21 protein-coding genes are annotated in these 13,208 nt (G+C 39.1%); 16 read left to right on the top strand and 5 right to left on the bottom strand.

Features of this window, described 5'->3' with window-relative positions; genetic code table 11:
* Positions 1–28: 28 nt before the first annotated feature.
* A complete protein-coding gene (locus KUH03_RS07630) occupies positions 29–499 on the top strand; it encodes a carboxypeptidase-like regulatory domain-containing protein (RefSeq protein WP_257092257.1) in 471 nt (156 codons plus the stop codon).
* 363 nt (positions 500–862) lie between these two features.
* Positions 863–1,453: a hypothetical protein gene (locus tag KUH03_RS07625; protein WP_257092256.1), complete on the top strand. Its 591-nt coding sequence runs from the start codon at positions 863–865 to the stop codon at positions 1,451–1,453.
* A gap of 156 nt (positions 1,454–1,609) precedes the next feature.
* Here the strand turns inward: KUH03_RS07625 and KUH03_RS07620 are convergent, their stop codons facing one another.
* From KUH03_RS07620 to KUH03_RS07600, 5 genes are all read right to left on the bottom strand, one after another.
* On the bottom strand, positions 1,610–2,035 hold the full coding sequence (locus tag KUH03_RS07620) for a KTSC domain-containing protein (protein WP_257092255.1): 426 nt from the start codon (positions 2,033–2,035) through the stop codon (positions 1,610–1,612).
* An 80-nt stretch (positions 2,036–2,115) separates the two neighbouring features.
* The gene (locus KUH03_RS07615) at positions 2,116–2,337 is read right to left on the bottom strand and encodes a VF530 family DNA-binding protein (protein ID WP_120259894.1); all 222 of its coding nucleotides are present in this window, start codon (positions 2,335–2,337) and stop codon (positions 2,116–2,118) included.
* 162 nt (positions 2,338–2,499) lie between these two features.
* The gene (locus KUH03_RS07610) at positions 2,500–2,940 is read right to left on the bottom strand and encodes an NADPH-dependent FMN reductase (RefSeq protein ID WP_257092254.1); all 441 of its coding nucleotides are present in this window, start codon (positions 2,938–2,940) and stop codon (positions 2,500–2,502) included.
* Positions 2,941–3,050: 110 nt separating this feature from the next.
* Positions 3,051–3,512 (bottom strand): hypothetical protein, encoded by a 462-nt coding sequence (locus KUH03_RS07605; protein ID WP_257092253.1) that lies wholly within the window; start codon positions 3,510–3,512, stop codon positions 3,051–3,053.
* 113 nt (positions 3,513–3,625) lie between these two features.
* Complete coding sequence (locus KUH03_RS07600; protein ID WP_257092252.1) at positions 3,626–4,054, bottom strand: hypothetical protein; 429 nt, start codon at positions 4,052–4,054, stop codon at positions 3,626–3,628.
* A gap of 249 nt (positions 4,055–4,303) precedes the next feature.
* On the opposite strand from KUH03_RS07600, the gene KUH03_RS07595 reads away from it, so the two are divergent.
* The 14 genes from KUH03_RS07595 to KUH03_RS07530 all read left to right on the top strand — a co-directional run bounded on the left by KUH03_RS07595 (position 4,304) and on the right by KUH03_RS07530 (position 13,204).
* A complete protein-coding gene (locus KUH03_RS07595; protein WP_306429708.1) occupies positions 4,304–4,852 on the top strand; it encodes an RNA polymerase sigma factor in 549 nt (182 codons plus the stop codon).
* A 214-nt stretch (positions 4,853–5,066) separates the two neighbouring features.
* A complete protein-coding gene (locus tag KUH03_RS07590; RefSeq protein WP_257092251.1) occupies positions 5,067–5,375 on the top strand; it encodes a hypothetical protein in 309 nt (102 codons plus the stop codon).
* Complete coding sequence (locus KUH03_RS07585; protein ID WP_257092250.1) at positions 5,372–6,115, top strand: FecR family protein; 744 nt, start codon at positions 5,372–5,374, stop codon at positions 6,113–6,115. The genes KUH03_RS07590 and KUH03_RS07585 overlap by 4 nt, the downstream gene beginning before the upstream one ends.
* A 186-nt stretch (positions 6,116–6,301) precedes the next feature.
* On the top strand, positions 6,302–7,186 hold the full coding sequence (locus KUH03_RS07580) for a carboxypeptidase-like regulatory domain-containing protein (RefSeq protein WP_257092249.1): 885 nt from the start codon (positions 6,302–6,304) through the stop codon (positions 7,184–7,186).
* On the top strand, positions 7,152–7,568 hold the full coding sequence (locus KUH03_RS07575) for a TonB-dependent receptor plug domain-containing protein (RefSeq protein ID WP_257092248.1): 417 nt from the start codon (positions 7,152–7,154) through the stop codon (positions 7,566–7,568). The genes KUH03_RS07580 and KUH03_RS07575 overlap by 35 nt, the downstream gene beginning before the upstream one ends.
* Positions 7,457–8,884 carry a TonB-dependent receptor gene (locus KUH03_RS07570; RefSeq protein WP_257092247.1) on the top strand — a complete coding sequence of 476 codons (1,428 nt, stop codon included), beginning with the start codon at positions 7,457–7,459 and terminating at the stop codon, positions 8,882–8,884. The genes KUH03_RS07575 and KUH03_RS07570 overlap by 112 nt, the downstream gene beginning before the upstream one ends.
* Positions 8,806–9,573, top strand: a complete 768-nt coding sequence (locus KUH03_RS07565) for a hypothetical protein (RefSeq protein WP_257092246.1) — start codon at positions 8,806–8,808, stop codon at positions 9,571–9,573. Before KUH03_RS07570 ends, KUH03_RS07565 begins: the two co-directional genes overlap by 79 nt.
* Positions 9,574–9,585: 12 nt before the next feature.
* Positions 9,586–10,263 (top strand): SusD/RagB family nutrient-binding outer membrane lipoprotein, encoded by a 678-nt coding sequence (locus KUH03_RS07560; protein WP_257092245.1) that lies wholly within the window; start codon positions 9,586–9,588, stop codon positions 10,261–10,263.
* A gap of 2 nt (positions 10,264–10,265) precedes the next feature.
* The gene (locus KUH03_RS07555; RefSeq protein ID WP_257092244.1) at positions 10,266–11,018 is read left to right on the top strand and encodes a SusD/RagB family nutrient-binding outer membrane lipoprotein; all 753 of its coding nucleotides are present in this window, start codon (positions 10,266–10,268) and stop codon (positions 11,016–11,018) included.
* The gene (locus KUH03_RS07550) at positions 10,934–11,179 is read left to right on the top strand and encodes a SusD/RagB family nutrient-binding outer membrane lipoprotein (protein WP_257092243.1); all 246 of its coding nucleotides are present in this window, start codon (positions 10,934–10,936) and stop codon (positions 11,177–11,179) included. Before KUH03_RS07555 ends, KUH03_RS07550 begins: the two co-directional genes overlap by 85 nt.
* A 399-nt stretch (positions 11,180–11,578) precedes the next feature.
* On the top strand, positions 11,579–11,731 hold the full coding sequence (locus KUH03_RS07545; RefSeq protein WP_257092242.1) for a hypothetical protein: 153 nt from the start codon (positions 11,579–11,581) through the stop codon (positions 11,729–11,731).
* Positions 11,732–11,971: 240 nt separating this feature from the next.
* A complete protein-coding gene (locus KUH03_RS07540; protein WP_257092241.1) occupies positions 11,972–12,529 on the top strand; it encodes an RNA polymerase sigma factor in 558 nt (185 codons plus the stop codon).
* Positions 12,519–12,926: a hypothetical protein gene (locus KUH03_RS07535; protein ID WP_257092240.1), complete on the top strand. Its 408-nt coding sequence runs from the start codon at positions 12,519–12,521 to the stop codon at positions 12,924–12,926. Before KUH03_RS07540 ends, KUH03_RS07535 begins: the two co-directional genes overlap by 11 nt.
* Positions 12,908–13,204 (top strand): HEAT repeat domain-containing protein, encoded by a 297-nt coding sequence (locus tag KUH03_RS07530; RefSeq protein ID WP_257092239.1) that lies wholly within the window; start codon positions 12,908–12,910, stop codon positions 13,202–13,204. Before KUH03_RS07535 ends, KUH03_RS07530 begins: the two co-directional genes overlap by 19 nt.
* The last annotated feature ends 4 nt before the right edge of the window (positions 13,205–13,208 follow it).

Genomic DNA, 13,208 nt, shown 5'->3' with positions numbered 1-13,208 from the left:
AAATTTATATGATTATCTCGATGGGATTTTGGGTAAGGAGTATAGCTTTAAAGAATTAGGGAAACATATCATTGTTCAATATACACCACAACGGATGTCGGTTGATTTTGAGGTACAGACCCCAAGGAAAGACAAGGTTGTGATCACAGGGTATATCAAAAATATCCGAACCAATAATCCGATATCCAATGCCAGTATTTTTGACCGAAGCGCTTTACTATCTACGTTGACAGACAAAAATGGTTATTTTGAATTGGATGTCAAGAAAAAAAGCAATCTGATCGCAGTGAATGTAAGTAAGGAGATGTTTCGGGATACCAGTGTAATGGTTATTTTTCCTATTGAAGCAAAAATAGGAGATAAAAAGAAACGTGAATACGGTTATTTCGAAGGCTATGAAGAAGATCATGGCCTTTATAAGTCTTTTTTTTGGCCGGATATTCCTGTCTCCTGCCCAACAGATCCAGAGCCTGAATCTAGGTGGTATGTTCTTGTATAGTCCCTATCAAATATCTATGACACCGGGACTAAGTTCACACGGCTTTATTAGGTCACAGATTGTCAATAAGTTTTCATTAAATATTATCGGCGGTGCAACCGCCGGAGTGAAGGGCGTTGAGCTCGGGGGTATTCAATATCAACCAATATAATATGCAGGGATTTCAGGTGGCAGGGGTATTTAATACTGTTGGCGGCAATGTAAGTGGAGTACAGTTAGCGGGGTAGGCAATCGGGTTTTGGAACCGTTAAGGGTGTCCAGATTGGGGGTATTGAATAAGGCTGATACGGTACGGGGTGTACAGATCGCTGGTGTTGCTAATACCGCAACGGAAGCTGCGGAACAACCCAATTAGCCGGTGTATTGAACAATAGCAGTGGAGATGTGGGCATCCAAATAGCGGGTATTGCAAATAAGGCAAAAAAAAGTAAGGGGTTTCAGCTCGCAGGAATAGTTAATATTGCCGATAGTAGTGATTACCCGATCGGTCTGTTAAATCTAATTAAAAACGGAGAAAAAAATCTGTCGTTGGCCATAGACGAGGATAGCTATCTTTCATTGCAGTTTCGTTCCGGAGGTCGGGTACTCTATAGTGTCTTATCTATTGGTACGGCTCTTGGCAACGATGGTCCTGCGAAATATACCTTTGAAGCAGGATTGGGTGCTGTACTGTTGAATAAGTCCAAGTTTGCACTCCGCGCGGAAATTACCACACGTAACCATTTAACGGAAAAATTTAAATCATTGGACAATCACCAATCTTCCTTTCGTGTGATCCCAGCATATAAATTGACCGATGCGTTATCGATATTTGTGGCGCCAAGTTTCAATTATGCTGAGCGGGATGAAGATGCTGTATCAGGCGGTGGTACCCAATGGAAAGCTTGGGGAAGAGACCGTACGAGAAACACGTTTTATGGTGGTGGAACAGCGGGGTTAATGTTAAAATTATAAAACTAAAACTATTTGGGTTGTACAACTGTTATATAAATAGCTTTTAAACATTTAACATTTTAGATAAGCGCCCTTTGTTGAAATAACAAAGGGCGCTTATGTGTTAACTAGTCCATAGACCAGTATGTATCATCGAGTTATAAATCTATGTTTTAGTTATGCAACAACTGTAGCAGTCTTCAATACATTCCGATAAGGATAGGAATGAAAAACATGTCTACGTGCAAATCGTCCCAAAGAATCGGCATTGACAAATTTTACATAGTCATTTCGTTGGACGCCAAAGTATTCATATTGACTGCCATCATGAAAGGTGATCGTCAATATCTGGGCTTTCCAATCAATATCTTGAATACCTGAATTCGTGATTGTCTCTGTATAGATCGGTAATTGTTGTTCAATTGTCTCGGGGCAGATGCTTACCAAAAAATGATAAGCTTCAATCATTTCTACACTCTTTTGTTCAGCAGCCAAACGACCTTCTTCGTCATTGACAAATTTATCCGGATGACATTCTTTCATGATCGTCCGGTAAGTGGATTTTAGGGTTTTGAGATCCACTGATTTATCCACATTTAACAACTTACGGTAGTCGGTAATTTTTTCATGGCGGCAAAGATATGCTTAATAATCAGATTATTTGCATTATCCTAGAAATAAGATTATTTTTTACCTAAGGTTTTTACATAGAGCTGTTCAACCTTCTCTCGGGCCCAGGGTGTTTTTCGTAGAAAAGTTAGCGAGGATTTAACACTCGGATTTTCATTGAAACACCGGATGGATATCCTTTGTCCCAGTTCTTCCCATCCATAATATTCCACTAAATACGCGATGATTGTATCCAGCCGTTTTCCGTGTAATGGATTATTGACTTGTTCTTGCATGTTGTAAAGTTAGAAATCTTTGTATACTTTATAATAACTTTTTATTGTGTTAAAATACCATTAAGCTTAATCCAATGGTATGTTAACTAAGAGTTTTTGAGCTGTGCTGCAAGCAAATCAAGCTGCTGATCGAGCTTTTCATCCCAGATATTTCCTACTGCATCAAGTTTTCCTTTCACCCCTGAATAAGAAGGTTCCTTTCGGGATCAAGTTGAGCACCAAGTCCCTGCATAATACGTTGTAGCTCGGCATGGCCCGTTTCCCCTGTGCTGATGCGGTAATAATACTGACGGGTTTTTCTGTAAAAATGGTCGTTGCTGCACACCATTCGAGTAGATTTTTCAATCCACTTGGGACACTGAAAATGTACTCTGGACTGCTGATCAATACTAGATCTGCATCCTGAATGACCTGACGCAAAGCGATGATTTCGATTGGCGGACGGGATGTACTTTCCTCTGGATCGAAATGTGGCAGTTCTTTCAGGCGGTCAAAGAGAATAAGATTGACCTCGGGGTTTACCTTATGTTGGAGATGACGTACGAGCTGATGATTGGATGAATGTTCGCTTGCGCTGCCTATTATCGCGAAAATGGTTTTCATTGAATATATTTACTTGTTGGGACTAAAGACCCTTATTTTTTAATCTATTAATTTGCCGACACTTCCGTGTCAATTTTACGATGTAAGATTTTGAAGCGACTAATTTACGATTATAGATCCATACGGTTGACATAGTTTTTTGCCTGAAGGTAATTTTTCCGCTCCAGAAAAAATAACAGTACAGTGGGGTACAGCGTGAAAATATGGCTACTATCGAACCTGTTTTTTTGTCCCGACAATAAGATCTCACAGATAATCATCACCAAAACAAATAGAAATAGATTGAGTATAATAATTGCTTTTAAATCTCTTTTTCGCGCAAATTGATACCGAATGAAACTAGGATAATCGATCGTCATAAAGGCAAGTTGGGCGAGTAGGAAGGTAATTATTCCAACAAGAAAAAAGATACCCTGGTTAGTATAGGATTGAGTGATTAGCGATTCTAAAGTGATGAAATCTGCGCGGAAATAGAAAAAACAGATGACACCAAGTAGGATAAAAAGTGAAAACTTATAACCTCTTTTCTCCATTTGGATCAGATTGGTTAATCTATTCAGCGTATCAAACAATTTGCAGATGATAGCAGTGATGACCAAACATACAATACTGTTGAGCTGAAAAGTGCCAAAAAGGCCAATGATATCATCTTCTGCGTCTGTTTGTAAATAAGTTCTTCGAATAATTAGAAAGAGACAAAAAATAAGGTTATAAATAGTCGCGTAAAAGAGACACGTTGTAGCATTAAAAGTCTTCGATCTTTCTTTTGTTGTTCAGCCTGCATTTCGGTTGCTTTGTCAACAGAAATAGCCGTGTGTTGTAAATTGAGTTGCTGTGGGCTATTAGGTCCTACACTGGGAGGATCTGAATGAATGGTCTGGACTTCACCTATACCTGATACCTGCTCAGAATTGGTTGGTTTCTCAGGATAGACAATAGGTTCATCAAGTTTGCTGTCAACGATTTCGGGTTCTATTACCTCTTCATTTTCTGGGGAAATTTTTGTGGCGTCAAATAGTGAATAGATTTCCGGAGCAAAAAGATAATAATCCCGATCCAGGCCACAGCAAAGACAGTAATAAATACCCATTTCATCATCAATAAGCGGATGCATAGGTAAAGTATTGGCGTGATTAAATAGGCCAAAATTCCTTTTGGACGCATTTTTCGATTATCTTTAAGCCACCGCAATACATAGTAGTTCAGTACAATACAGATAAATAGGGTGATTATAATTTCTGACCACATACAAATAACTATACCTAAAGATAAAAACTTTTTCCTTTTACGGATTAAGTTTATACTTTTGGAAACAGGGACGTAAATTAGCTTGAATACAGATTATATGCTTTTGTTATGAGAAATAAAATGGGGTACCGCCTGTTGTGGGAGCGTATTCGTACGGGGACGAGGCTGCATTTTTGATCTGTATGGGGCACTTTATCAGGAACTTGTTAATTTTGGAATCCGTACCTGTGGGGATACTGACTTGGCAAGTGAAGCGACGGATCAGGTTTTTGTCAAGATTTGGGAGAAAAGAACGCAGCTTGAACGTGTCGAAAATGTACAGTCCTACCTTATTACCTTTCTAAAAAGACGTATGCTACGCCTGATTGAAAAGCAACATAAAATTAATACTGCCCTTCAGAATGTAAAAGCGGAAGATGAATGGATTGAGATGCCTTATGAAGAGTTTGTAATCAAAGTGCAAACCAATGAGATTATTCAGATCCGTTTGAAAGAAGCACTGGAGAAGTTGTCTTTTCGCCAAAAACAATTGGTCAATCTAAAATTTTTTGAAGGTTATTCGTATGAAAAGATTTCTGAAATCACGCAGATGTCTGTCAAAACAGCGTATAATACGCTCTACGACGCGCTAAAAATATTGCGGGAGGAGCTTAAGGACATTTAATGCTAGCAGAGATAATCGTTGTTACAGGGTAACGATAGCCTATTTGTTGCACATTATACCTCATTTTTTGTGTTGTTTTTTAAAATAAATAGTTTGAATATCAGTGTTTTATAAAATAGTTTGTTTTTTCTTAGGAAAAAGATCTCTTCTTGGGCACTATAGGGTAAATATCCATTAGAATGAGCCAAAAAGATTATAAACAGTTAGAAGATTTTTGATTGACGATACTTTTCAAAAGTACTGTTCTGGAGAAGATAAAAACTGTATCCTTTACTGGCAACAATACTGCTTAAATCATCCAGAGCAGGCCGAAATGATCCTAAAAGCAAAACGTCTTTACCAAATTTTGGTCGGAAACCGAAAATCTATCCATGAACAGATGGAGAGATTGAAGACTGACCTCAAAGTACGCCAATTGAATCTGCACCTATCCGCCAGATTACCTGGCAAAAGTGGGGCGCTATTGCTGCAGTATTTGTCGCTTTGGTCGGGGGCGGATTATGGTACTATTCACGTCCAATGAATGATATTGCTCGACAAACGATAACAAACGTTGGTCAGGTGTATCAGACAAAGAAAGGTGAAAAGAAGACCTTTGAGTTAATTGATGGCAGTACCGTTACCCTCAACTCAGCAAGTAAATTGGAGCTGTCTTCGGATTTTAATGGTGAATTGCGCTTGGTGCGTTTGGTCGGTGAAGGTTATTTTCAAGTCGCAAAGAATAGAGAAAAGCCATTTATGGTGCAGGCTTCTGATTTTGATATCAAAGTTTTGGGAACGACCTTCAACGTGAAAAGTTATCCCGAAGAACCAACGGCTGAAGCTGTATTAGTGGAGGGGTCTATTGAGATGAAAAGCAAAGGGCAGCGTGAGAATTCCGTTGTCATTAAGCCAAATCAAAAAATTACGATATTTAAAAACCAAGCTGAACTTGCGGTAAATGCAAGTAAAGGAAATAAATCAACGTTAAGTAAGTTGCCCATTAAGGAAATTGCAATCGAAAATATCCCTGTAGTTGAGTCAAATACCACTGAAATACCAGATATCGCATGGAAAGAAAATAGATTGGAAATCGTGGACCAAGATTTCGAATCTTTACGAAGAACCCTGGAGCGCTGGTATGATGTGGATATTCAGCTTCAAAGTGAAGAATTGAAAAGATATCGCTTCACGGCAACCTTTAGCAAAGAAAATATTACTCAGGTACTGAGTGCTTTACAAAAAGTCGAACCATTTAAATTTGAACTATATGGGAAAAAATAACTATCTCAGAAAAATAAAAAGGATGGTGGACCAACACCATCCTTCATTGAAAAAATGATTAACCAAAAGCAGCAACATTGGGGCGTGCTGCTTAATATTAATTTTAACCAACACTAAAATATGATTAAAAATTGCTTATTGCAAATGCGCAATGGATATATTGTGCATTTTAGATTCATTATCCGGATGAAACTAGCCTTAATTATGACTACGTGTGCTGTAATCAATGTTTCAGCATCTGTATTTTCCCAACAAAAAGTGTCCTTGGATGTTCAAAAGACAAAACTGAGCAAGGTACTTAAACTGATCGAAGAGCAAAGTGATTATTATTTTGTCTATAATTCGACAAACGAGAATTTAAATAAAGAAGTGTCTGTCAATGTCAATAATACGAAGGTATTGGACGTGTTGGCGAAGCTTTTCAATAAAAGTGGACTGGCTTATTCAGTATCCAAAGAAGGACTTGTTGTGGTCAGTCAACAACAACAGGTTGTCGTTTCGGGTACGGTAACAGATGATAAAGGGAATCCGTTAGCGGGAGCCAGTGTACGTGTTAAAGGTACCGCTGTAGGGCGGGCGACAGATATTAATGGACGGTTTTCCATCGACGCCGCAACCGGCAATACATTGATCGTTTCTTTTGCTGGCTATGCATCACAGGAAGCGGCTGTGACGAAAGATGGCGATATGAAAATCATCTTAATCGAAGACAATCGCATGTTAAATGAGGTGGTGGTGACAGCATTGGGTATGAAAAAGGAAAAACGCTCTTTGGGATATTCTGTGACACAGGTTGCAGGAGAATCTTTGACTACAGCACGTGAAAATAACGTCATGAATTCACTTGTCGGAAAAGTAGCGGGTTTGGATATTAGTTCAACTTCTGGTGGTGCGGGAGCGGCTTCGAATGTAACTATACGCGGTGTTTCCAGTATCTCACAGTCCAATCAGCCTTTATATGTGATCAATGGTATTCCAATGGAAAGCAAACCTGTCGGTGTTGGAAATGCGAATTCCAGGGAAATTCAGGTAGTCAATGGGACAACGCGCCGGATCTGGGGATGCAATTAGTAACATCAATCCTGACGATATCGAAAGTATTTCGGTATTAAAAGGAGCTGCGGCTTCAGCATTATATGGTTCGCGTGCCAAAGCAGGTGTCATTTTGATTACGACCAAATCCGGAAAAGGAAATTCAATCGATTTTAACAGCAACTATGTAGCTGAAAGAATTATTGACCAAACGAACTGGCAAAAGGTATACGGTCAGGGTGCCAATGGTGAAAAACCAGCAGATGGTAAGGCTGCCGCACAGTTGGAGGTTCTAGCTGGGGAGCGAAATTGGATGGTAGTCCAGTGGTTCAGTTTGATGGTGTATCGCGACCTTATTCCTATCAATCGGGTAACCTTGGACGTTTTTATCGTACAGGCTCGACTTGGACAAATACTTTAGCATTGAACAAAACATTTGACGGCGGTTCAATCCGTTTCTCTGGTACGAATGTTAAAAATAACTCTGTTGTCCCGAATTCGGGGTTGAATCGACAATCATTTAATTTGGTCGGCTTGTTTGAACCATTGAAAAGGTTGACCATTGATGCGCGTTACAATATGATCTTGGAGCAAGTGAAAAATAGGCCTATGGTATCCGATATGTCGGGTAATGCCAATTTTAATGCGATGTTCCTACCAACAAGTGTCAATGTGAACGATTTAAAACCTTGGAAGAAAGAAAATGGGTTTGAGCTTCCGTTTACAACTGGTAATACCTATGCAACCAATCCTTGGTTTGCTGCTTACGAGTTTCAGAATAACACAAAAAGAGATCGTTCAATTGCCTCATTGACGGCGAAATATACGCTTGAAAATGGTTTATTTATCCAGGGACGTGCTGGTCGCGATGCCTATAATGATCACTACAGAAATGTTTTGCCTACTGGGACAGCTTATTATGAGTATGGAAAAATAAATGAACAGCAAACAAAATTTGCGGATATCAATGCGGATATCTTATTGGGAAAAGCGTTTAGTTTTGGTGATTATACAGTGACACCAAATATCGGTGCCAGCTATCGCAACACAAAAATGTCACAGTTAACGAACTCGGGAACTGATTTTATTATCCCGTTCGTTTATAATATATTAAATGCCAAAAATAAATCTGTCAATTACCTGGAAAGCGAGTCTGAAACGCAGTCTGTGTATGGTACAGCAGAATTCGCCTATAAAGATGTGTTTTATCTGACAGGTAGTTTGCGCTCGGATTGGTATTCTACTTTGGCAACACCAGGTTACGACAATAAATTGAATTCGGTTTATCCTTCAGTTTCGGGTTCATTTATATTTTCAGAGTATTTCAAACCTTCTTGGTTGTCTTACGGTAAATTAAGAGCAGGTTTCGCTCAGGTGGGGCAGGCTACTGATCCTTATCAGACATTATTGACCTACAATTTTAGAGGTGAGAATTTAAATGGAGCACCTTTGGGATCGATTAATAACAGGAATATCCCAAATACTTCGTTAAAAGCTTCAATTGCAAATGAGTTGGAAATTGGTGCTGAGCTTCGCTTGTTGAATGATCGTGTAAATCTAGATTTGACTTGGTACAACAAGAAATCCAAGAATGAAATTATCTTCAATACAACAACGCCGGCAACAGGTTATGCTGCGGCTGTATTGAATTCGGAGAAATGCAAAACAAGGGTTTTGAAGCATTACTTTCGGCAACTATTGTTAAAACCGAAAGCTTTAAATGGATTTCTTCTCTAAATGGATCCTACAATGACAATAAGATTATATCATTGGCCGATGGATTAAAGGATCAGTTGGTCGCTACTTCGCGTTCCAATGTAGGGTTTATTATGAATAAAGTAGGTTTGTCGGCATTTCAGGTAATGGCCTACGATAATAAATATGATAAGGATGGAAATATCGTAAACTTAGCTGATGGTTCACCTGACCGTGGCGAATTAAAGGCGTATGGCTCAGCAATGAATAAATGGTTTGCCGGCTGGAATAACGAATTTAACTATAAAAATTTCAATCTTTCTTTCTTAATAGATGGTAAATGGGGTGGTAAGTTATTCTCGGCGACAGATTATTATGGTTATATCTGGGGATTGCATCAAAATACGGTAGAAAGACGTGAAGAGATAGGAAGGGCAGCAGCTAAATATTATGAAAATACGGCGAACAACGTTTCTAAAAACTTTGTTAATAGTGCCGACTTTATAAAATTTAGACAGGTTATCATTGGTTATACCTTCCCAACAGCAATGTTTAATAATAAAATAAAATCCTTGAATGTAAGTGTTGTGGGACGGAATCTCTTTACATTGATGCGTAAAACCGATAATATTGATCCTGAATCAAGTTATAATGCAACATTCCCTGGGCTTGAATTGGGAGGGGTACCGGCTATCCGCACGTTTGGAGCAAACTTAAGTGTTAAATTTTAAATCTAAATTGAAATGAAAACAATGATTAAACCTATTATATCTACGCTTGCCCTAGGTCTCCTATGTGTGATGGGAAGCTGTACAAAAGATTTTGAAAAAATAAATACTGATCCAATATCTTATGGTAAGGAGACTTGGGATCCAAATTATACCTTGTCTTCATCTCAATTATTCTATACGGGTAGTTTTGACTTCGCTTACGATACCTGGCGTGGAAATTTAATTTACTCAGCGACTATGATGCAAGGATTGTCTACAGTAATCAGTTATTGGGCAGGTGATAAATATTTGCTAAATGAAGGGTATACTGCAGCTTACTGGGGGAATGGTACTGTCGGGGCATATATCGAGCAGGTTCGGAATATCCAGGACGTTATTGTCAACACAAAGGATAAACCAGAATTAAACAACTTATATCAGGTAGCAAGGATCTGGCGTGCAGTTATTTTTGCAAGACTTACTGATCTCTATGGTGATGTGCCCTATTCTGAAGCTGGTGTTGGATTTTATGAAAAAATTTACAAGCCCAAGTTTGATAAGCAACAGGATATCTATACAGATCTACTAAAAGAAGTGGATGAAGCGGTAGCCGCTTTAAAAACAGATGGTGATAGGGTCTTTGGTGATGTTATTTACAAGGGAAATATTGATAAATGGAAACGTTTTGGAAATTCTTTTTACTCCGTCTAGCAATGCGCCTGGTGAAAGTAGATGAGACCAAAGCAAAACAATATGCGACAAAAGCTGTAGCGAATACATTGACTAGTAATACTGAAAATGCTTACATCTCACACGATGAAAGTGGTTCGCGTGTAACTCAGAATAGAAATTCGCAGGTGCTGTTGGGTGATGGAGGACAAGAATGCTATTATGTAAAGTGGTCAAATACCTTTATTGATTTTCTGAAGAAAAATAATGATCCTCGTTTAGGTTTAGTGGCTGTGACCAAATTATATTTAAAAGACGATGTCAAAGCACAGAATCCGGATTATGTAAGTAATGCCGCTGTTCAAAAAGGAATGCCAAATGGAAAAGATTTAAGTTCTGACCCTAAGTATAAAATTAGCAGTGATCCAAGTTTTACCACATTCCCAGATTATTCATCACCAAATCCGAAGATGATAAAGCGGAATGGTGTGACATTTATCCTGACATATGCAGAGACGGAGCTGTTGAAGGCAGAAGCTGCACAACGTTGGGGGATTGGCGGTTCGGCTGCTGAACATTACAAAAATGGACTGAAAGCGTCTATTACATATTTGAATCAATATGATTCAGAATTAGCTGTTACCGACGCGAGTGCTGAATCTTTGCTGTTGCTAATCCTTATGATGCAAGCAAGGGGTTGGAACAGATCAATATGCAGTATTGGGCACATACGATTACCATGCTGGATTTTTATGAAACTTGGGCCAATTGGAGACGGACAGGATTTCCAAAGCTGACTCCTGTAAACTATCCTGGAAACGCTACTTCGGGAACTATTCCACGTCGTTTTCCATATCCTTCTACAGAGGAGGCTATCAATGGCGAAAATTTTAAAGCTGCAGCAGCAGCAGTGCCCGGCGGTGATAATCTTGCCGGCCGGGTCTGGTGGGACAAATAATCACAATGGTTTGTTTTTTATGAGGCTGAACTTTCGTAGTTTGGCCTCTTTAAACCCTTTATAAAATACTATGAACCTAAAAAATCAAATTTTACTAATCGTGGCCTTGCCATGTATTGCTCTTTCGTGTAATAACGCAGTTGATAAAACGAAGGAAAATGAGACCACAAAAAACAAAACATTGACCGGAACGTACAGACTCTTAGAAGCTAAGACTATCAAAGGGAAAGATACCGTGACTGCTTTCACTGATACAAGCAAAACCGAAATGTTTAAAATGTTTAACGAGGATCATTTTTCATTTTTCAATCATGATAAGGAAAAGGAAAAGGAAAGGAACCTCATTTTATTGCGGGTGGCGGAACTTATTCTTTTGATGGTAAAAAATATCAGGAGCGATTGCAATACTGTAGTCTACGTGATTGGGAAAGTAAGAAGTTTGATTTTGAATTGGAATTTAAAGGGGACACACTTGTCCAGCACGGGGAAGAGAATTTGCCCGAATTGGGGGTAAAACATACGATTATTGAGACTTATCTGAAAGTGAAATAAAAGCGCTCTAATTGAGGAGTCCACAAAACTTCATTAAGTATATTTTGTTAATGCAGGCACCCACGGTATTTTCCATGGGTGTTTTTTTGTTGATTTAAAACCTAAAAAACAGATTTAATGCTGTTCACCAATAGCATGTTATTTATTTTAGAAAAAAAAATAAAATTAAATTGCAACATTTTCCAAAACGATCCGACTATACAATAGAAACATAGGAATTAACAGTATTAAATAGTAAACGTGCAAAACCAACTTAGCGATAAAGATTTATTAGCGATGTGCCAATCCGGTAACGAGTCGGGCTTTGCACAACTCTATCATCGCTATGCGAAGAAGATTTTTAACTCGATCTATCGGATTTTGTCAAATCAGGAGGAAAGTGAGGATATTTTGCAGGAGACTTTTGTAGAGTTTTTCTCAAAATCGGATAAATGGCAGGCGGTACTTAGTGTTGAAGCTTGGTTGAGAAGGATGGGCGTGAATAAGGCTATTTCTCTTTTACGGAAAAATAAGCAATATTATACACCTATTGATGATCTGGAAATCCAGGATGAAGGCGAAGATGAACTGTTGGAAAAGGAGTGGCGAGAATGTCGGCTGACTGATTTGGAATCAGTCATTGATCAGCTGACCGGGATACCCAAGATGGTGATCAATCTGTATCTTTTTGAAGATATGAGCCACGATGAAGTCGCGGAATCTTTGGGAATGACAGCGGTAGCGGTGCGTAGTCAATACCATCGCGCCAAAAAGAAAATTTACGAACAATTGAAGGAGAGGTATAATTATGCGGGATAATTTGAAGGATTTTGTGAACACCAATCGGGATGCATTTGACCATAAAGAACCGTCAGCGGATTTATGGAATAAAATCAGACCACAGGTTGTTCCTCCGGTACAGGAAAAGAAGATTAAACCTTTGTGGCGATGGGCAAGTATTGCGGCAGCTACATTATTGGTCGGAGCTGCGGCTTTTGTCATCTTCAATCAGGAGAAAAAGGATGATCATATGGGCAGAGTAGCAGATTTGAAATCTGTCCCTGTTCAAAAAGAGCCAGTGGACATCCTGCGCCCATCTCAACAAGAGGTCGTGGTAGACGCTGGTCAGAAGGAACCGATACGGTCAATACAGACGATGACAAGTACGCAAAAATGCATCGTGCAGTTAACAAGACTGTGCAAAAGGTTCCTGTAGATAAGAAAGAAGGGCTTGAAAAAGATTATATGCAAATGCTTCAGGACTCTGTTTGGGCAAGTACACGATTGGCAGCCGTACTCGCACTCCAAAAACAAGGAAATCTGAAAAAGGATGCAGCGCAAGCATTAGAAAAAATAGCCGTTTCGGATGAGAGCAGTAATGTGCGTATGGCAGCGATTGAGACCTTGCTGGACGGAATGACACCAGAAGTTAGGCAACAAAAGGTTCAGGACTTTTTGTCGCACAGAATGATCCTACATTACAGGTTGAGCTGATGCA

Source organism: Sphingobacterium sp. E70 (assembly GCF_019285695.1).
Classification (GTDB): Bacteria; Bacteroidota; Bacteroidia; order Sphingobacteriales; family Sphingobacteriaceae; genus Sphingobacterium; species Sphingobacterium detergens.
This window is presented reverse-complemented; position numbering and strand designations above follow the sequence as displayed.

Excerpts from the sequence above, each read along its gene's own strand:
- KUH03_RS07555 (WP_257092244.1), top strand. The coding sequence starts at position 10,266 with ATGCGCCTGGTGAAAGTAGATGAGACCAAAGCAAAACAATATGCGACA.
- KUH03_RS07600 (WP_257092252.1), bottom strand. The coding sequence starts at position 4,054 with ATGCATCCGCTTATTGATGATGAAATGGGTATTTATTACTGTCTTTGC.
- KUH03_RS07575 (WP_257092248.1), top strand. The coding sequence starts at position 7,152 with ATGGGACAACGCGCCGGATCTGGGGATGCAATTAGTAACATCAATCCT.
- KUH03_RS07565 (WP_257092246.1), top strand. The coding sequence starts at position 8,806 with ATGCAAAACAAGGGTTTTGAAGCATTACTTTCGGCAACTATTGTTAAA.
- KUH03_RS07580 (WP_257092249.1), top strand. The coding sequence starts at position 6,302 with ATGAAACTAGCCTTAATTATGACTACGTGTGCTGTAATCAATGTTTCA.
- KUH03_RS07535 (WP_257092240.1), top strand. The coding sequence starts at position 12,519 with ATGCGGGATAATTTGAAGGATTTTGTGAACACCAATCGGGATGCATTT.
- KUH03_RS07585 (WP_257092250.1), top strand. The coding sequence starts at position 5,372 with ATGAATGATATTGCTCGACAAACGATAACAAACGTTGGTCAGGTGTAT.
- KUH03_RS07550 (WP_257092243.1), top strand. The coding sequence starts at position 10,934 with ATGCAGTATTGGGCACATACGATTACCATGCTGGATTTTTATGAAACT.
- KUH03_RS07615 (WP_120259894.1), bottom strand. The coding sequence starts at position 2,337 with ATGCAAGAACAAGTCAATAATCCATTACACGGAAAACGGCTGGATACA.
- KUH03_RS07560 (WP_257092245.1), top strand. The coding sequence starts at position 9,586 with ATGAAAACAATGATTAAACCTATTATATCTACGCTTGCCCTAGGTCTC.
- KUH03_RS07610 (WP_257092254.1), bottom strand. The coding sequence starts at position 2,940 with ATGAAAACCATTTTCGCGATAATAGGCAGCGCAAGCGAACATTCATCC.